This is a genomic window from Clostridium tagluense (assembly GCF_003865095.1).
In the GTDB taxonomy this organism is placed as follows: Bacteria; Bacillota; Clostridia; order Clostridiales; family Clostridiaceae; genus Clostridium_AD; species Clostridium_AD tagluense.
In genome coordinates, this window is the sequence record NZ_BHYK01000008.1 from 117556 (window position 1) to 135684 (window position 18129).

Genomic DNA, 18129 nt, shown 5'->3' on the forward strand with positions numbered 1-18129 from the left:
TTTTCATCTCCATTAATAATCGACAAATATAAATATGGAATAAACAATTCCAATAGATTATTTATTCCATACAATATATGCTGTATTAAAGAAAAATGCTATCGCCGTATTCACCTATATGGCAAACCCTCTTTGGCGAGTTTAAATAATAAGGCAGTAGATATGATTATTAATTGAAAAAATTTAATTGAACATTTATTTTCTTATCTTCAATCTCTAAAATAACATAAGAATACCATGGTTCCCTCCGCTTGTAAGATGGTGAGCCTGGATTTATCATAAGGACTTTGTTTTTAGTTATAATCAGTGGTTGATGACTGTGGCCAAAGATAATTATATCTACTTTATCGCCACTAAATTCCGCGTAAGCTCTCTCAAGTGTAGATTTGTCATTACCATGACCATGGTACAAACCAATTTTGTATCCTTCCACGGGTATAATTATCTTTTCTTTTAATAAATCTCTAATGTATCCCTTATCATTATTTCCCCATACTCCAATAAAGTTCTTATGCTCTCTCAATTTTGCTACCACACTAGAGGAAACATAATCACCTGCATGAATTATCATATCAGATTCTCTAGATATATTATCTATGAATTTGAAAAGTTTATCGCTATGTTTTTTTACATGAGTATCAGATAGTATTGTAATTTTCATATTCATCACCTTCTAATAGTATATTATCTTATAGTGTGCATTGATACACAATTAGTATTTAAGTGTAAAATACATTTTTAAATTAATTCCTTTATCATAAAACTTTTGGTATTATTATAATATAATATAGTATAACTAAATAAAAGGGGATGAAAAATTAATGTTTATGTTTAACATTATCCAATTTATGGTTCCGGTTATATTTATGATAATATTTGGTATAATTATATTCGGCATAATTAAAGGCACAGGTCAATGGTCGAAGAATAATAAACAACCTGTTTTATCAGTAAAGGCAAAGGTAGTAACTAAAAGGGCACATACCACCAGTAGTAGTATGAATGATAATCAACCAGCCCATAGTAGTACATTTTATAATGTAACATTTGAAGTAGAGAGTGGAGACCGAATGGAACTGAAAATAAGTGGCGGGGAATATGGCTTATTAGCAGAAGGTGATGTTGGAAAGCTTACATTTCAAGGCACAAGATATAAAAACTTTGAAAGACAATTCTAATATATTTTTATAAATGTGAGGAGAAAAAATGGGACAAGCAGAAGATGTAGTCTATATTTTGGAGCAATCAGGAATAAACATAAATAATGAGAAATCACTGCACTCATCCATTAAACAATGGTATGCTATTCCAGGGGATAGATTAGAAGTAAAAGTAGATAAGTATATAATTGATTTAGTAAGGGAAGATTCATTAATAGAAATTCAAACGAGAAATTTCAGTGCAATTGGCAATAAGCTAAGAGAACTGGTTAAATACAATATGGTTACGCTAGTTCACCCTATAGCTATTGAAAAATATATAGTAACAATGGATGACTCGGATAAAGTAATTAGTAGAAGGAAATCCCCTAAAAAAGGCAAATTAGTGGATCTGTTTGATGAGTTAATTAGGATACCGGATTTGATAGATGAAGAAAAATTTATATTAGAAATCTTAATGACTAAAGAGGAAGAAATAAGATGTAAGGATGGCAAAGGGAGTTGGAGAAGAAAAGGCATTAGCATTGTGGACAGAAAGTTAGTGCAGGTAGTAGAAAAGGTAACCTTTAAAGAAGGAAAAGATTTTTTTATGTTTCTACCAGAAGATCTGCCAGAAAATTTTACAAATAAAGATTTAGCGAAAATATTGAAAGTTACTGTATATAAGGCGAGAAAAGTAACTTATTGCTTAAGGAAAATGAAGATTATAAAAGAAGTAGGAAAGCTACGAAATGAACTCATATTTGAGAGGCGATAAATCATAGGTATTAATTTTGCTTTTATTTATAATAATAGAAATGTCATTAAGAAGGAAAGTATAAAATTTAACTCTTTGATATATTTGCAATTATATGATAAATTAGATTTAATATAAAAATAGTAAAAAATATATAGTGTAAAAAAGATAGAAAGGAAGATATAAGTGAGAAAAAAAAATGTAGTTATTGGAGCCTTGCTTGCAGTTGGAGTAGTAGGAGCTTATGAATTTTATAAAAGCAATTTTAAAAATTGTGATTCTAATATTGGTGAAGTAAATGAAGCAGATAAACAATTTATATGGACGCTAGAGGGAGAAGGATTGTTTTTTACAAAACCTGAAGAGAAGCCACAACAGGTAGGTATAAAGGTATACAAAGGTATAAGGATATTAGAATTATATGGAGATGGTAATCTAATAGGTAAATTTAAAATTGCAATAGGGAAAGCTCCTATTGGTGATAAACATATGGAAGGAGATAGAAAAACTCCTGAAGGCAAATATCATATTTGCACAAGAAATGATAAAAGTAAATATACCTTATTCTTAGGACTTGATTATCCCAGTGTACAGGATGCTCAAAGAGGACTTGAAAATGGGTTAATAGAGGAACTTGCATTTAAAGAAATAAATACTCAAATTGAAAGTGGTAAAAGACCGGATTGGAACACTCCTTTAGGTGGCGCGATAGGCATACATGGCGGGGGAACACTAGGTGATTGGACTTCTGGATGCATCGCTCTATCAGATGATGATATTAAGATTGTTTGGGAATATGCTCAAATGAATACTCTTGTGGAAATTTGTGAATAATTAAAGCTATTGGTGATGAAGCTTATAAAGGTGATATAATAATAGAAACAAAATAGTTTAAATTTACTCAGAATCAGTAAAAAAGATATTTGTAATTATAAAACTCTATTCAAGAGGAATACAAGGAGGCTGGGATATAATGGATAAGAAGAAAGTCTACATAACAAGAAGAATACCAGATGAGGCTATTGAACTTTTAGAAGAACATTTTCATGTAGAAATAAATCCGCAAGATAGAGTTTTATTAAGAGAAGAACTTTTAGAAAAGGTAAAAGGTATGGATGCAGTTTTATGTCTTATAACTGATAATATTGATAGTGAGGTGCTGGAGGCAGCGGGTACTAAGTGTAAGATATTTGCTAACTATGGTGTGGGCTATAACAATATTGATATAGTAGCAGCTACTGAAAGAAGAATAATAATTACAAACACTCCTGGAGTATTAGATGATGCAACTGCAGACCTTGCATGGACGCTGCTTATGGCGGTATCCAGAAGAATAGTGGCAGCAGATAAATTTACAAGAAATGGTGCTTTTCAATCTTGGGATCCTATGATGTTTCTTGGACGAGACATTACGGGTAAAACCTTAGGACTTATAGGTGCAGGACGGATTGGATTTAACTTTGCAAAGAAAGCTAAGGCTTTTGATATGAAAATACTTTATACCGGACTTAGGCATAATTCAAAAATAGAAAATGAATTAGGCGCTATTTATGTGGATAAAGAAACCTTGCTTTCGGAAGCAGACTTTGTTTCATTACATGTGCCACTTTTGCCATCTACTACTCACTATATTAGCGATCTGGAATTTTCAATGATGAAAAAAACTTCAGTTATTGTTAATACATCTAGAGGGCCAGTAATTGATGAAAAAGCATTGGTTAAAGCCCTTAAGCAAGGTGAAATTTGGGGGGCTGGACTTGATGTATATGAAAATGAGCCAGAAATTGAGCCAGAGCTTTTAAACATGTATAATGTTGTAATTGTTCCGCATATTGCGTCAGCTACAATGGAAACAAGAACAAACATGGGGTTAATCGCCGCTAGGAATATTATTAAAGTGCTTTCGGGTGAAAAGCCGGATACCTGTGTTAACATGCAAGTATTAAAGTAATGAACAAATATTGAAATAATGTAGATAAAAAAGCACTTCCATTCAGATGAGTGAATAGAAGTGCTTTTGATTTATTATTTAATATTGAACTCTGTCCATCTTACCTTTCCATTTTTTAAAAGGTTCTAGACTCTCTTCTCTATCAATCTGTATCACCTCAACTTGTAACTGCGTTGCAGTACCATTGATTACGTCATATATGTATTGGTCATCAAAATCGATAGCTGCAGCATCGTGCCTTGTTGAACCATAATAAAGCTTTTTTATTTTTGCCCAATGAATTGCTGCAAAACACATAGGACAAGGTTCACAAGAAGAGTATATTACGCAATCTGATAAATCAAATCTGGAAAGTATGTTAGAAGCCCTTCTTATTGCTGTAACCTCAGCATGTGCAGTAGGGTCATTTGTATGAATAACTTCATTATGAGCCCTGCTAATAATTTCACCATTTCTCACAATAACTGCTCCAAAAGGACCGCCATCATTGTTTGCCATTCCTACCATTGCTTCATCTATAGCTATTTTCATAAATTCATTCATTTTCAAACCACCTTATTTTCAAATTATATTAAAGTTTATTTTTAATATCTATATAATTGTATATTGAGTATTTTGAAATACCAAAAAAATTAGCTGTTTTATCGCCAGCTTTTGTAATTAAGAAAGCACCGGCATCATTAAGAAATTGAATAGCTTGTATTTTTTCATCTTTACTCATAAGTGCCACAGGTTTACCTACTTTTTTTACCGATTCATCTAATAAGTCATCTAATAGTTGATTTACATTTTGAGGGATGTTACTTACATCCTCAGTATCCTCTTTATGGCTAAGCATTGAGTCTAAGCAATTTTTAGCTATAGTAAGCTCAGTAATATCATAATTTATAGAAAAAATCCCTGTAGGTTTATTTTGACTATCTCGTATATAAATGGTACTTGATTTTAGAGTCTTACCATCATGAGTTTTGGTAATATAGTTTAATTTATCTTCAAGTGAATTAACGTCATGTTTTAACGCATTTAAAACAACACGTGAAGTGCTAGTGCTTGTATCTCTGTGTGTAACATGACCATTTTCAATAAATATAATTGGATAATCTAAATGATCAGATGATAGGTCATGAATAACCACTTCGCAATTTCGTCCAAATTCAGATGATATACCCTTTGCTAATCTTTTTAAAAAATCTAAATTACAATCATTATCCATACAAAAACCTCGCAATTCATATTATAAAGTGTGAAATTAAAGAAATTTACAAATATTACATGGAATAAGTATATCAATGTTTATTTTTAAAATCAATATAATTTGTGAAAAACATTTTTAATTTACAAAATTTTTTTAATGTTATGAAAAAAAATTGATAAAATATTCTGTAAACTTTATTGACTTTTATTTTCTGAAATGATAATCTGATGAAATAAAGTACCATAAAGGAGAATGTTTTGCTATGAAATCAAGTAAAACCAAAAGTTTAATACAGGTAGCCACAGCTAGAAAAAAGGCGGATCTAGTCATTGAAAATTGCAATGTTGTAAATGTTTTTTCGCAGGAAATAATATGTGGTAAGCTAGCCATTAGCCAAGGTATATTTATTGGTATTGGTGATTATGAAGCTACAGAGATAATTGACGGTGAAGGGAAATATATAGTTCCGGGATTAATTGATTCCCATGTTCATATAGAGTCATCTATGGGTTCACCATATCAATTTGCAAGAGCTGTACTACCAAGGGGAACTACCACTGTCATTTCTGATTGTCATGAAATAGCTAATGTTAAAGGTCTTGAGGGTATAAAGTACATGATTGAGTCTAGTAATGATTTAGAGACTGTATCAAAAGGCCATGAAGAACTTAATAAAATTGCCATGGAGCAATTGGGCATTAATGAGAATGTAAATGCTTTTATGACCTTAGCATTTATGGCATTGCCAGTTATTCCAAAACTTAAAATTACTGATAAAGGCTTGTTTGATGTAATAAAATTTGAGCTTACCAGTTTATAGGTAGATATAAAATTTTTACATTAACTTTCTAGCCTTATAATATTAGCTAAATCTAGTTTTAAAAAAATTGTAAAAATAAAAAAAAATTGCAAAACATTATTGACTTACTTTTTTGTAATGATATACTAAATTTATATTTAAGTACTAAATTCATTATACTATATCTAGTATTATTAGAAGATTAGTTAGGAGATAATTATAAAAAATTTAATATTATTGAAATTTATCAAATATATTGTAACATGTGACGATAATGAAAATTTATTTGAAAGTATAAATATGTATATAGGAAGCTATGCTGTGGCAAAAAAATTTATACAGGGAGGAATAAAATGAGTATAGGGAAAAGTATTAATAGGGTTGATGCTTTTGATAAAGTAACTGGCCGTGCACAATTTACAGATGATTTTAAATTAAATAATGCACTTGTTGCTAAGGTTCTTCATAGTACCATTGCAAGTGGAGTTGTTAAAGTCATTGATATTTCGGAGGCTATGAAACTTAAAGGAGTCGTGAAAATTGTAACTTGCTTTGATGTTCCTGATATTCAATATCCAACAGCGGGGCATCCATATTCACTAGACCCTGCCCATATGGATATTGCAGACAGGAAATTACTAAATAAAATAGTTAGATATTATGGTGATGACATAGCAGCTGTAGTGGCTACAGATATTGTAACTGCAACAAGAGCAATTAATCTTATAAAAGTTGAATATGAGGAATATAAACCAATATTGTCTATTGAAGCTGCACTTAAGCAAGGAGCAAATAAAATTCATGAGGAGTATCCGGGTAACATTCTTGCACATACAAGTTATGAAATCGGTAATTATGAAAATGCTATAAAAGAAGAGGGACTTATTGTTTTTGAAGGAGAATATGAACTTTCTCCGGTTAAACATTGCCATATTGAAAATCCGATTTCTTATGCCTATGCAGAAGGAAAAAGATTGGTTGTGGTATCATCAACTCAGATTCCTCATATTGCGAGACGTGTAATTGGGCAAGCTCTTGGTATGGATTGGGGTAAAATAAGAGTTATTAAACCATATATAGGTGGAGGATTTGGGAATAAACAAGAGGTTCTGTACGAGCCACTTAATGCTTATTTATGTAAGGTTATTGGTGGAAGATGTGTTAAACTTGATATTTCAAGAGAAGAAGATTTTGTTAATACTCGTCTACGTACTGCTATGAAAATTAAAATTAAAAGTTATGTACGGGCAAATGGGCGTTTTGTTGCAAGAAAGTTAGAAATGTATGGTAACAAAGGTGCTTATGCATCCCATGGTCATAGTGTGACAAATAAGTCAGGTCATGCATTTAAACAGATATATAAAGATGAAGTTGCAACTAAAGGTGATATGTACTCAGTTTATACAAATATGCCTGCATCTGGTGCCATGCGTGGTTATGGTATACCACAAATCACTTTTGCTCTTGAATCTCATGTTGATGATATAGCAAGTAAACTGGGTTTAGACAAGATTGAAATGAGAAAACTTAATGCTATGAAATTAGGATTTATTGATAATCAGGTTAAATGTAATAGTAATGGTCTAGCAGAATGCATTGATAAAGGTAGAAAATACATTGATTGGGATAATAAACTTATAGAGTATAAAAATCAAACAGGGCCTGTAAGGCGCGGTGTTGGTATGGCAATATTTAGTTATGCAGTAGGGGTGTTTCCAATATCACTGGAAACAGCAGCTTGTAGGATTGTGCTTAATCAAGATGGATCTGTTCAAGTTCAAATGGGTGCCACAGAGATAGGGCAAGGAGCAGACACGGTATTTGCACAAATGGTATCAGAAGTTCTTGACATTCCTATTGAAAACGTACACACTATATCAACTCAAGATACTGATATTACACCCTTTGACACAGGAGCTTATGCATCTAGACAATCTTATGTATCAGGTATGGCAGCTAAAAAAGCTGCGATGGAACTTAAAGAAAAAATAATAGAACATGCAAATTTTATGTTAAGACTTCCTGCTGGGAACCTTGAACTTAAAGATAATAATATTATAAAAAAAGAAACTGGTGAAGTTTTAGCTTCACTTAAAGATGTTTCTATGCATGCACTTTATAATACAGAAAAATCCGTTCACATTACCTCAGAGGTAACAAACCAATGCAAATCAAATACATTTGCTTTTGGAGTATGTTTTGCTGAAGTTGAAGTTGATATACCTGTGGGGAAGATTAAAGTTATTAAGGTTATTAATGTTCATGATAGTGGCACGATTCTTAATCCTGCACTTGCTGCAGCGCAGGTACATGGTGGCATGAGCATGAGTTTGGGTTATGGTTTAACAGAGCAACTTTTATTTGATGATGCGACAGGTAGAATGCTCAATGATAATCTACTTGACTATAAACTTCCAACTACTATGGATACACCACATTTGGAGGCACAGTTTGTGGAAACCTACGATGTGTCAGGACCTTTTGGCAACAAGGCGCTAGGAGAACCTCCTGCAATTCCAGTTGCACCTGCAATTAGAAATGCTGTACTTAATGCCACAGGAGTTAATTTTAATATTGCTCCTTTAACGCCACAAAGACTAGTAGAAAAATTTAAAAAGGAAAATTTAATATAAAGGTGGGGGTGAAATAATAATGTATGATATAGAAAAAATATATCAAGCAACGTCAGTTAAAGATGCAATAAACCATCTTGTAGCTGATCCTAAATCCATAATTATTGCAGGCGGAAGTGATGTACTTATCAGCATTCGTCATGGCAAGCTTGCAGGGTGCTCCCTTGTTAGTATTTATGGTCTGGAGGAACTAAAAGGAATAACACTTGCTGAAGATGGCAGTATAAAGATAGGCGCTATTACAAGTTTTTCACATATAACAAAAAATGAGATTATTCAAAAATATATTCCGGTACTTGGGGAAGCTGTCAATGATATAGGAGGACCACAATTGAGAAACATTGGAACAATTGGAGGAAATATTTCAAATGGAGTTACAAGCGCTGATAGTGCATCCACGTTATTTGCGCTGAATGCTAAGCTTCAAATTGAAGGACCCACAGGTGTTCGAGTTATTCCTATTTCAGAGTACTATGTAGGTCCAGGAAAAGTTAGTTTGAAAAATGGGGAATTACTTACAGCTATCTATATTACAAAAGAAAATTATGAGAATTTTACAGGCAATTATATTAAATACGCTATGCGTAACGCAATGGATATTGCAACCCTTGGATGTAGTGTAACTTGCAAACTTAGTGCGAGTAAAGATACTATTTACGATGTACACCTTGCCTTCGGTGTTGCAGGCCCTATACCTATGAGATGCCCAAAAGCTGAAGAAGCTATAAAGGGAATGAAAATTTCTGATGAAATGTTCAATATTTTTGCAGAAGTTGCAAAAAGCGAAGTGAGTCCGCGTTCTTCTTGGCGTGCATCTAAAGACTTTCGTCTTCACCTTGTATGTGAACTCAGCAAACGGGCCTTAAAGGAATCAATAAGAAAATCGGGAGGCATAATAAATGGCTAATGGAATTTTAAACTGCACAGTAAATGGTGAAGCTAAGCAAATTATGATAGATGATAGAGAGTCGCTTACGGATGTTCTAAGAAATCAGCTAGGCCTTACAAGTGTTAAGAAAGGTTGCGAGGTTGGAGAATGCGGAGCTTGTACCGTGCTTATTGATGGTGAAGCATTTGATTCTTGTATTTACCTTGCAATTTGGGCAGAAGGTAAAGAAATTCGTACAGTTGAGGGACTTATGGATGCTGAGGGGAATATATCAGATATTCAAGAAGCGTTCATTGATGAAGCTGCTGTTCAATGCGGTTTCTGCACATGTGGAGCTATTATGTCATCCATACCTGTTCTTGAAGACAGTAAGGAGTATACAACAGAAGAAATTAAAAAAGAACTTTCCGGTAATCTTTGTCGTTGTACAGGTTATGAAAATATATTAAATGCTGTAGAAAAAACTAAAAAGCACCGTTGTGAAAATTGTAAGAATTGAGAATTATAATGAAAGGTTTTGTATTGCAAACTGATAAAATAAACAGAAATAAAAAAACAATTCGCTTTATCTAATAATGCGAATTGTTTTTTATTTACATGCCTTTTGTTTGGCAGTTAGCTTTAGTAATAATAGCATCTTCAGGTTTATCTTTAGGTAAGATAAGATTCAGTGCTATTGCAACTAATGTTGTAACAACAATGGATGATTTACCGAATATAGATATAAACCATGTTGGGAATAGAGCAAATGAATTAGGAACTTCAACAATACCTACACCGAGTGCAATTGCAATTCCTACAATCGCTGAGTTTCTCATTGTAAGCTCATTTGAAGTAATCATTTTAATCCCTGTCATTGTTATTGTGGCAAAAACAGAGATCGTTGCGCCACCAAGTACACATTGAGGAATAGTTGTAAGCAGTGAAGCAAATTTAGGAATAAGACCTGCTAAAATTACAACAAAAGAAGCAAAAACGAATACCCACTTATTGATAACTTTATTTGTAGTTATTATACCGGCATTTTGGCCATAGGTTGAAGTTGGCATACAACCAAATAGTGCACCAAGTATGCTTGAAAATCCGTTTCCAATAATACCACCAGAAAGCTCTTTGTCAGTAGGAGTTCTATTCATGCCCCCAAGTGTTATAACTGATAACTCACCTATAGCTTGAACAGAGTTTACAACATACATTATAGCCATAGATATTATAGCTGTAGTATTAAAGCTTATACCGAAATGTAGTGGTTTTGGAGCTTGAAAAAGTCCTGCGGAAGCAATGGCATCAAAGGATACCATTCCAAGAAATATAGCAATAACATATCCTACTATCATACCTATTAAAATAGATGCTAATTTTAAAGCTCCCTTAGTAAAGAAATTTAGAAATATTACAACAGAAAGTGTCACTAGAGCAACAACCCAGTTTTTAGGAGAACCAAAAGTTGCAGAACCAACACCACCAGCTATATATTTAATAGCAACTGAATACAGGGATAATCCTATGGCGAATATAACTGTACCAGTAACAAGCGGTGGAAAGAATTTTATAAGTTTCTTTAAGAATATTCCGAAAATTATCGCAACTAAACCACCTACTATTTGGGCCCCAAAAACCGTGGCAATATTAAATTCACCTGTAATAGCAGCCAGGGTTGGAACGTATGCAAAACTTACTCCCATCATTACAGGTAATTTGGAACCAATAACTTTACCTAGTGGAAAAATTTGAATTAAAGTTGCTATGCCAGCAAAAAACAGTGAGGATTGTACAAGCAAAATTTTGTCGGTCGCATTAAGATTAGCAATTCCAGCAATTATAAGAGCGGGTGTAACACATCCAACAAACATAGCAACAACATGCTGTAGGCCTAATGGTATAATTTCTTTGAGTGAAGGCTTACCATCAAATTGAAATAATAAAGACTTTTGATTAGAACTCATAAAAACTCCCCCTCAGAATTTGATTTGCATTACGTTATAATAGTACCTGTAATGCCTGCTATACCATCCTTAGCCTTTTCAAGTAGTGTTATAAGTGAATATCTTCCATCTTTTGATGAGGCAAAATCAATTGCAGCTTCTACTTTAGGTAGCATTGAACCAGGTGCAAAATGTCCTTCCTTTGCATACTGTTTAATTTCAGCAGTTGTAATATTATGGAGCCATTTTTCATTTGGTTTTCCAAAGTTTATAGCAACTTTCTCTACGGCTGTTAAAATAATAAGACAATCTGCATGGAGTTCTTTTGCAAGAGTACAACTAGCAAAGTCTTTATCGATGACAGCGTTTACGCCTTTTAGATGATTACCTTCTTTTATAACAGGTATACCACCACCGCCACAGGCGATAACAACTTGTCCCATTTCAACTAATGATTTTATTGTTTCAATTTCAATAATACCTACTGGTTTTGGCGAAGCAATGACTTCTCTATATCCACGACCTGCATCTTCAATAACCACTTTACCACTTTTCATGGAAATATCAGCTTCTTCTTTTGTCATGAAACTTCCAATAGGTTTTGTTGGATTTTCAAAGGCTTTGTCCTTCGGGTTTACTTCAACTTGTGTTATTATTGTTGAAACACTTTTGGTTATATTGCGGCTGAGAAGTTCTTCTCTAAGCGCATTTTGCAAATCGTAACCAATATAAGCTTGGCTCATTGCAACACATACAGACATAGGGCATAGTGAATATTTAGGATTATTTTTATGTAATTCACTCATAGCAATATTAATCATACCAACCTGAGGCCCGTTTCCGTGAGATATAACAACTTCATTTCCAGCTTCTATAAGATCGACTATAGCTATAGCAGTAGATTTTACAGCCACCATTTGCTCCTCTAAATTAGTTCCAAGAGCATTACCACCTAATGCAATTACTATTTTTTTCTTCATAATATTATCCTCCTAAAACTAATTTTATATAGTAAAAGGCTAGGTAGAATTTATAATCCACTCTAGCCTTTCACTATAAAAGTAAACTAAAAAATTATTTTATTTTACGGCTTTTATTGTTTTTCTCAAGCATAGATAAAACTCCCTGTGGATTTTTAATTTTACTTAAAAAGATCATGGAAGCGATTGCATAAGGTTTATAACTAGCTTCTCTATAAAGTGGTTTACGGTAACGATCAAATACAGAAGCGTCAACTTCTCCGACTTCGCAGCTAAGTCCTGAGATGTCAGCGGGAAGGCAGTGAAGATAAAGTGCTTTTCCATCTTTTGTTGTTTTCATAAGCTCTTCAGTACACTGCCAATCTTTATGCTCAGCATTTTGTGCAAGCAGTTCTTTTTCAAGTGAATTTATACCAGCCTTATCACCTTTTGCATATAAATCTGTACGTTTTTCCATAGCAATAAATGGAGCCCAGCTCTTAGGATAAACTATGTCAGCATCTTTGAATGCTTCTTCCATAGAATTTGTTTTTGTAAATGAACCACCAGATTCTTTAGCATTTTTCATTGCAATTTCTTCTACCTCATTCATAACTTCGTAACCTTCAGGGTGTGCAAGAACAACATCCATACCGAAACGAGTTAAAAGTCCTATTATTCCTTGAGGAACTGAGAGTGGTTTACCATATGATGGAGAATATGCCCAGGACATAGCTATTTTTTTACCTTTTAAATTTTCAATTCCGCCAAATTCATTAATGATATGAAGAGCATCAGCCATACATTGAGTAGGGTGATCTATATCACATTGCAAGCTAACAAGAGTTGGTCGTTGTTCTAAAGTGCCTTCTGCATTACCTTCTTGTACATATTTAGATACGTCTCTCATATAAGTATTGCCTTTTCCGATATACATATCATCACGGATTCCTATAACATCTGCCATGAAAGAGATCATGTTAGCCGTTTCTCTTACTGTTTCACCATGTGCAATTTGAGATTTTCCTTCATCAAGATCTTGAACTTCAAGACCAAGGAGGTTACAAGCAGAAGCAAAGCTAAATCTTGTACGAGTTGAATTGTCACGGAATAGTGAAATTCCAAGTCCACTATCAAAAATCTTTGATGATATATTATTTACTCTTAATTCTTTAAGAGCTTCTGCAACAGTAAAAACTGCTTCTAATTCATCTTTTGTTTTTTCCCATGTAAGTAGAAAATCATTGTTATACATTTTTTTAAAATCTAAGGAGTCAAGTTTTGTTACGTATTTATCCATTAAAGCCATTTTAATAGTCCCCTTTTTATTTAAGATTATTTATTCCATCTTTTAGCACGCTAAAAAGTCATATGTTGTGTAAAATGCTATTTGAACGAACTTAGCAATTCTTAACGGATTTTATTGAAGTAGCCGTTAAGAAAATCATATGTTTGAGCGATAGCGAGTTTATGATTTTTAGGATATTTTAATAAAATCCGATTAGAATTGCTTAGTGAAGAGAGATAGCATTTCTAGCAACATATGACTTTATTTATTTTTACAATAAATTGTTGGAAGAGCAGCATATACAGCAGCACAGCGAACAAGGTCTGCTTTCCAAGTTACTTCATTTGGAGCATGTGCTTGAGATTCTGCACCAGGTCCGAATCCTATGCATGGTATTCCATGACGACCCATTATAGCAACACCGTTTGTTGAGAATGTCCATTTATCAGTAAGTGGACGAGCTTTTCTCATTTCATCAGTGCTAGTAGAACCGCTTCTTGTTGTTCCGAACATTCCTTTGTATGATTCTTCCATTGCCTTAACAACAGCATGATCTTCAGGAATAACCCATGTAGGGAAGTAGCAATCCTGAGGGTATGAAAGTCCAGTCCAACTTTTTTTGTCATATTTATACATAGTAACTTCAGCGTTGTATTTTTTAGCAGCTGGAAGCTTACGAATTTCTTCTAAGCAACTTTCAAAGGTTTCTCCAGATGTCATACGACGATCTAATGAAACGGAGCAAGAGTCAGCTACAGCGCAACGGCTTGGTGAAGTAAAGAATATTTCTGATGTAGTTACAGTACCACGTCCTAAAAACTTCGCTTCTTCGAATTTAGGGTTATATTTTTTATCTAACATTTTTACGAGACCTTTGATTTCTGTAGAATCAGAAGCATCATTTGTGTTAAGGTTTTTGATATCCATTAAAATTTCAGCCATTTTGTAGATTGCGTTATCTCCTCTTTCTGGAGCTGAACCGTGGCATGAAACACCCTTAACATCAACACGGATTTCCATACGTCCTCTATGTCCTCTGTAGATACCGCTATCAGTTGGCTCTGTGCTTACAACGAATTCAGGTTTGATTTTGTCTTGTTCTATGATGTGAAGCCAGCAGTTTCCGTCACAGTCCTCTTCCTGTACTGATCCAACTACGAGAGCTGTGTAGTCTTCGCTTAACATGTCAAGATCTTTCATTATCTTAGCGCCGTATACAGCTGATACGATACCGCCAAGTTGGTCAGACGTACCACGTCCACCGATTTCTTCCTCAGTTTCAAAACCTATATAAGGATCAAAAGTCCAGTTAGAAAGCTCTCCAAGACCAACAGTGTCAATATGAGCATCAAAAGCTATAAGAGTTTTACCTGTTCCAACATAACCTAAAACATTTCCCTGTGGATCAATTTCTACTTTGTCAAAACCAAGAGAAATCATTTCTTGCTCTATTCTTTTAACAACACCTTCTTCACCACAACTTTCCCCAGGGATAGCAATTAAGTCACGTAAAAATTTTGTCATTTGTGCTTTATAGCCCTCTGATTTTTCTTTAATAGCGTTAAAATCCATAATACATTCCTCCTATAATTAGTATAAATTTTTTACCTAATATTAATATATATTATTATGATGAATAATCACCATTCCAAACGATTTCACGGAAAAAATCTGGGTCAGTATTTCCTTCTGTTGAAAACAATAGAACTTTTGAATTTTCATCAAGCTTCAGAGCTTCTTTTAAATCTTTTAGCTCATCATTTTTCATGATTTCAAATAGAACACCCATTGTTACAGCACCAGATTCACCAGAAATAACTTTAGGATCTCCCTTAAGAGGTACAGCGTATGTTCTCATACCTTTAGCAGAAATATTATCTGGGCAAGATACAAAGAATGAACTATTATTTTTCAAAATGTCCCATGCTATTGTATTTGGTTCACCACAGGCAAGTCCTGCCATAATTGTTTGCATATCATCAGTAACAATTCTTATATCTCCATCTTTAGCTGAAGCAGAACGGAATATACAATCTGCTTTATTTGGTTCTACCACAGTGACTATTGGTGGATTATTGGGATAAACGTTTGCAAAATATCCTTGAACTGCACCAGCAAGAGAACCTACGCCTGCTTGTATAAAAATATGAGTTGGTGCATCACAATTATTATCATGCAATTGCTCGTTAGCTTCCATTGCCATTGTTCCATAACCCTGCATAATCCAAGTAGGAATTTCTTCGTAACCTTCCCAAGCGGTATCTTGAATAACTACAGAACCAGGAACTTTTGCGGATTCAGCCATTGCAATACGAACACATTCATCGTAATTTACATCTTCTATTGTAGCTATAGCATTTTCTTTTTGAATGTTTTTAAGTCTAATTTCTGATGAACCTTTTGGCATAAAGACAACACATTTTTGGTTTAATCTATTAGCTGCCCAGGCAAGACCTCTTCCGTGATTTCCATCAGTTGCTGTGAAGAAGGTTGTTTGTCCAAAGTCTTTAAGAACTTCTTTTGATGTAATAGTATTGTAAGGAAGCTGTGATATATCTTTACCTAATTTTTTTGATATGTAACACCCTATAGCAAAAGAACCACCTAAGACTTTAAAAGCATTTAAGCCAAATCTATAAGATTCATCTTTTACATACAGATTTTTAAGACCAAGGAATTTAGCCATATTATCTAGTTTAGCTAAAGGTGTTTTAGTATACTCGGGGAAGCTTTTATGAAAAGAAGCTGCCTTAGCAATTTTTTCAGGTGACATTATATTTAGCATATTATTATCGGTTTTGGGTAGTTCATTTGATACCCACTTTATTTTGTTCATAATAGAACCTCCTAAGTTATTAAGCTACGTTGTCGTTAATTAAATTCATTTTAATATGAATTTAATTTTATAGTGTTATATTATATAGCCTATATGTTTTATTCTTTAGTTATTAATGAAATTGGGCTGTATAATTTTTTTAAAAATTCCTCTGTTTAGATAAAAAATCTAGAGTTAAAAGAATCTTATAAATATTTTATAAATTCAGTATATCAATATTTATTTCTAAAATCAACAATTTTTGCAAAAATATTTTTTATTTACAAAAATATTTTTTAAAACAAATTGACTAAAATAGGAAAACGGTGATAGAATGAATTTAAAGAATTAATAAGAATAATCAATTAATTGGTCATGTATTGTTTTAGAATTATAAATATATTTTAGGAGGAGTATTATGATATTAATAGGTAATGGTAAGTTATTGACGAGAGATGCTGATAATACATTTATTGAGGATGGCTGTGTATGTATTGATGCTAATATTATTGTTGACCTGGGAAGCACGCAGCAAATGAAGAAAAAGTATGAGGGTGCTGAGTTTGTAGATGCTAAAAATGGTTTAATTATGCCAGGAATGATTAATACTCATCATCATATATATAGTGCATTTGCAAGGGGACTTTCTATTAATGGTTATAACCCTAAAAGTTTTGGAGACATACTTTCGGGAATGTGGTGGAAAATAGATAGGTCTTTAACCTTAGAAGATACAAAATATAGTGCCTATTCAACTTATATAGATTGTATAAGAAATGGTGTTACAACTGTTTTTGACCATCATGCAAGTTACGGTAGCATTGAAGGAAGTCTATTTCAAATATCGGACGCCGCTAAAGAACTTGGCATTCGTACATCTCTATGTTATGAAGTTTCTGATAGAGATGGACAAGAAAAAATGAGACAAGCTGTTAGTGAAAACGTTCAATTCATGAAGGCAGCTAAAAAGGATTCTTCTGATATGCAAAAGGGTATGATGGGACTTCATGCATCATTTACGTTAAGTAATAAGACTCTAGAATATTGTGCGCAAAATATGCCTTATGATGCTGGATATCATGTGCATACAGCAGAAGGTATAGATGATGTATACGATTCATTAAAAAAATACAATAAAAGATTAGTGAATCATTTATTTGACCTTGATATTTTGGGTAGCAAAACTATTGCTGTTCATTGTATACATATTAACCCGGCTGAAATCGATTTACTAAAGGAAACAGATACAATGGTTGTACATAATCCAGAATCTAATATGGGTAATGCTGTTGGATGCACACCTGTGCTAGAGTTTGCACGAAAAGGATTGACTGTAGGGCTTGGAACTGATGGATACACCAGCGACATGTTTGAATCTATGAAGGTTGCAAATATTTTGCACAAGCACCATAACTGTGATCCGACTGTTGCATGGGCAGAAGTACCACTAATGATTTTTGATAACAATGCAAAGATTGCCAATAGATTTTTTGAAAAACCTGTTGGAGTTATAAAAAAAGGAGCATATGCTGACATTATAGTAGCAGAATATGATCCACTAACACCATTAAATGCGGATAATGCAAACTCCCATATCTTATTTGGAATTAATGGAAGATGTGTAACAACTACCGTGATAAATGGTAAAGTTCTTATGAAGGACCGTAAAATTATGGTTGCTGATTCTGAGAAAATTATGGCCAAATCAAGAGAAGTATCAAATAAATTATGGAATAAAATAAACAGTTAAAAATAAATTTAAATTAGGGGGTATTAACT

General features: G+C 33.3%; 17 protein-coding genes. 9 read left to right on the forward strand and 8 right to left on the reverse strand.

Going from position 1 to position 18129, the window contains the following annotated elements:
- Window positions 1–169: 169 nt before the first annotated feature.
- A complete protein-coding gene (locus tag Ctaglu_RS09150; protein ID WP_125000305.1) occupies window positions 170–661 on the reverse strand; it encodes a metallophosphoesterase family protein in 492 nt (163 codons plus the stop codon).
- 160 nt (window positions 662–821) lie between these two features.
- Between Ctaglu_RS09150 and Ctaglu_RS09155 the strand changes: the two genes are divergently transcribed.
- The 4 genes from Ctaglu_RS09155 (at window position 822) to Ctaglu_RS09170 (ending at window position 3847) form a co-directional block, all read left to right on the forward strand.
- Window positions 822–1178 carry a DUF2500 domain-containing protein gene (locus tag Ctaglu_RS09155; RefSeq protein ID WP_373861670.1) on the forward strand — a complete coding sequence of 119 codons (357 nt, stop codon included), beginning with the start codon at window positions 822–824 and terminating at the stop codon, window positions 1176–1178.
- Between the two features lie 28 nt (window positions 1179–1206).
- The gene (locus tag Ctaglu_RS09160; RefSeq protein WP_125000311.1) at window positions 1207–1917 is read left to right on the forward strand and encodes a DUF8091 domain-containing protein; all 711 of its coding nucleotides are present in this window, start codon (window positions 1207–1209) and stop codon (window positions 1915–1917) included.
- Between the two features lie 165 nt (window positions 1918–2082).
- Window positions 2083–2730 (forward strand): L,D-transpeptidase family protein, encoded by a 648-nt coding sequence (locus tag Ctaglu_RS09165; RefSeq protein WP_125000314.1) that lies wholly within the window; start codon window positions 2083–2085, stop codon window positions 2728–2730.
- Window positions 2731–2869: 139 nt separating this feature from the next.
- Window positions 2870–3847 (forward strand): 2-hydroxyacid dehydrogenase, encoded by a 978-nt coding sequence (locus Ctaglu_RS09170; RefSeq protein WP_125000317.1) that lies wholly within the window; start codon window positions 2870–2872, stop codon window positions 3845–3847.
- Between the two features lie 78 nt (window positions 3848–3925).
- Here Ctaglu_RS09170 and Ctaglu_RS09175 read toward each other — a convergent pair whose 3' ends face one another.
- Both Ctaglu_RS09175 and Ctaglu_RS09180 read right to left on the reverse strand, forming a co-directional pair.
- Window positions 3926–4390: a nucleoside deaminase gene (locus Ctaglu_RS09175; RefSeq protein WP_125000320.1), complete on the reverse strand. Its 465-nt coding sequence runs from the start codon at window positions 4388–4390 to the stop codon at window positions 3926–3928.
- A gap of 28 nt (window positions 4391–4418) precedes the next feature.
- A complete protein-coding gene (locus Ctaglu_RS09180; protein ID WP_125000323.1) occupies window positions 4419–5060 on the reverse strand; it encodes a helix-turn-helix transcriptional regulator in 642 nt (213 codons plus the stop codon).
- Window positions 5061–5304: 244 nt separating this feature from the next.
- Between Ctaglu_RS09180 and Ctaglu_RS09185 the strand changes: the two genes are divergently transcribed.
- The 4 genes from Ctaglu_RS09185 (at window position 5305) to xdhC (ending at window position 9862) form a co-directional block, all read left to right on the forward strand.
- Window positions 5305–5862 carry an adenine deaminase C-terminal domain-containing protein gene (locus Ctaglu_RS09185; protein ID WP_125000326.1) on the forward strand — a complete coding sequence of 186 codons (558 nt, stop codon included), beginning with the start codon at window positions 5305–5307 and terminating at the stop codon, window positions 5860–5862.
- Window positions 5863–6194: 332 nt separating this feature from the next.
- Window positions 6195–8474: a xanthine dehydrogenase subunit XdhA gene (xdhA, locus tag Ctaglu_RS09190; RefSeq protein ID WP_125000329.1), complete on the forward strand. Its 2280-nt coding sequence runs from the start codon at window positions 6195–6197 to the stop codon at window positions 8472–8474.
- A 19-nt stretch (window positions 8475–8493) separates the two neighbouring features.
- Complete coding sequence (xdhB, locus tag Ctaglu_RS09195; RefSeq protein WP_125000332.1) at window positions 8494–9381, forward strand: xanthine dehydrogenase subunit XdhB; 888 nt, start codon at window positions 8494–8496, stop codon at window positions 9379–9381.
- Window positions 9374–9862, forward strand: a complete 489-nt coding sequence (gene xdhC, locus Ctaglu_RS09200; protein WP_125000335.1) for a xanthine dehydrogenase subunit XdhC — start codon at window positions 9374–9376, stop codon at window positions 9860–9862. The genes xdhB and xdhC overlap by 8 nt, the downstream gene beginning before the upstream one ends.
- Before the next feature lie 94 nt (window positions 9863–9956).
- On the opposite strand, the gene Ctaglu_RS09205 is transcribed toward xdhC, so the two are convergent.
- The 5 genes from Ctaglu_RS09205 to dpaL all read right to left on the reverse strand — a co-directional run bounded on the left by Ctaglu_RS09205 (window position 9957) and on the right by dpaL (window position 16371).
- Window positions 9957–11309: a uracil-xanthine permease family protein gene (locus Ctaglu_RS09205; RefSeq protein WP_125000338.1), complete on the reverse strand. Its 1353-nt coding sequence runs from the start codon at window positions 11307–11309 to the stop codon at window positions 9957–9959.
- 29 nt (window positions 11310–11338) lie between these two features.
- Window positions 11339–12268 (reverse strand): carbamate kinase, encoded by a 930-nt coding sequence (arcC, locus tag Ctaglu_RS09210; RefSeq protein WP_125000341.1) that lies wholly within the window; start codon window positions 12266–12268, stop codon window positions 11339–11341.
- Between the two features lie 94 nt (window positions 12269–12362).
- Complete coding sequence (gene ygeW, locus Ctaglu_RS09215; RefSeq protein ID WP_125000344.1) at window positions 12363–13556, reverse strand: knotted carbamoyltransferase YgeW; 1194 nt, start codon at window positions 13554–13556, stop codon at window positions 12363–12365.
- 240 nt (window positions 13557–13796) lie between these two features.
- On the reverse strand, window positions 13797–15107 hold the full coding sequence (locus tag Ctaglu_RS09220) for a YgeY family selenium metabolism-linked hydrolase (protein ID WP_125000347.1): 1311 nt from the start codon (window positions 15105–15107) through the stop codon (window positions 13797–13799).
- Between the two features lie 55 nt (window positions 15108–15162).
- Window positions 15163–16371, reverse strand: a complete 1209-nt coding sequence (dpaL, locus tag Ctaglu_RS09225; protein ID WP_125000350.1) for a diaminopropionate ammonia-lyase — start codon at window positions 16369–16371, stop codon at window positions 15163–15165.
- A gap of 397 nt (window positions 16372–16768) precedes the next feature.
- Here dpaL and ssnA point away from each other — a divergent pair, with 397 nt between their 5' ends.
- Window positions 16769–18100: a putative aminohydrolase SsnA gene (gene ssnA, locus Ctaglu_RS09230; protein ID WP_125000353.1), complete on the forward strand. Its 1332-nt coding sequence runs from the start codon at window positions 16769–16771 to the stop codon at window positions 18098–18100.
- The last annotated feature ends 29 nt before the right edge of the window (window positions 18101–18129 follow it).

Bases quoted from the DNA above. Each gene is read 5' to 3' on its own strand.
- Ctaglu_RS09160 (WP_125000311.1), top strand. From the start codon at position 1,207: ATGGGACAAGCAGAAGATGTAGTCTATATTTTGGAGCAATCAGGAATA.
- arcC (WP_125000341.1), bottom strand. From the start codon at position 12,268: ATGAAGAAAAAAATAGTAATTGCATTAGGTGGTAATGCTCTTGGAACT.
- xdhA (WP_125000329.1), top strand. From the start codon at position 6,195: ATGAGTATAGGGAAAAGTATTAATAGGGTTGATGCTTTTGATAAAGTA.
- Ctaglu_RS09170 (WP_125000317.1), top strand. From the start codon at position 2,870: ATGGATAAGAAGAAAGTCTACATAACAAGAAGAATACCAGATGAGGCT.
- Ctaglu_RS09185 (WP_125000326.1), top strand. From the start codon at position 5,305: ATGAAATCAAGTAAAACCAAAAGTTTAATACAGGTAGCCACAGCTAGA.
- ssnA (WP_125000353.1), top strand. From the start codon at position 16,769: ATGATATTAATAGGTAATGGTAAGTTATTGACGAGAGATGCTGATAAT.
- Ctaglu_RS09175 (WP_125000320.1), bottom strand. From the start codon at position 4,390: ATGAATGAATTTATGAAAATAGCTATAGATGAAGCAATGGTAGGAATG.
- ygeW (WP_125000344.1), bottom strand. From the start codon at position 13,556: ATGGCTTTAATGGATAAATACGTAACAAAACTTGACTCCTTAGATTTT.
- Ctaglu_RS09205 (WP_125000338.1), bottom strand. From the start codon at position 11,309: ATGAGTTCTAATCAAAAGTCTTTATTATTTCAATTTGATGGTAAGCCT.
- xdhB (WP_125000332.1), top strand. From the start codon at position 8,494: ATGTATGATATAGAAAAAATATATCAAGCAACGTCAGTTAAAGATGCA.
- Ctaglu_RS09180 (WP_125000323.1), bottom strand. From the start codon at position 5,060: ATGGATAATGATTGTAATTTAGATTTTTTAAAAAGATTAGCAAAGGGT.
- Ctaglu_RS09155 (WP_373861670.1), top strand. From the start codon at position 822: ATGTTTATGTTTAACATTATCCAATTTATGGTTCCGGTTATATTTATG.
- xdhC (WP_125000335.1), top strand. From the start codon at position 9,374: ATGGCTAATGGAATTTTAAACTGCACAGTAAATGGTGAAGCTAAGCAA.
- Ctaglu_RS09150 (WP_125000305.1), bottom strand. From the start codon at position 661: ATGAAAATTACAATACTATCTGATACTCATGTAAAAAAACATAGCGAT.
- dpaL (WP_125000350.1), bottom strand. From the start codon at position 16,371: ATGAACAAAATAAAGTGGGTATCAAATGAACTACCCAAAACCGATAAT.
- Ctaglu_RS09220 (WP_125000347.1), bottom strand. From the start codon at position 15,107: ATGGATTTTAACGCTATTAAAGAAAAATCAGAGGGCTATAAAGCACAA.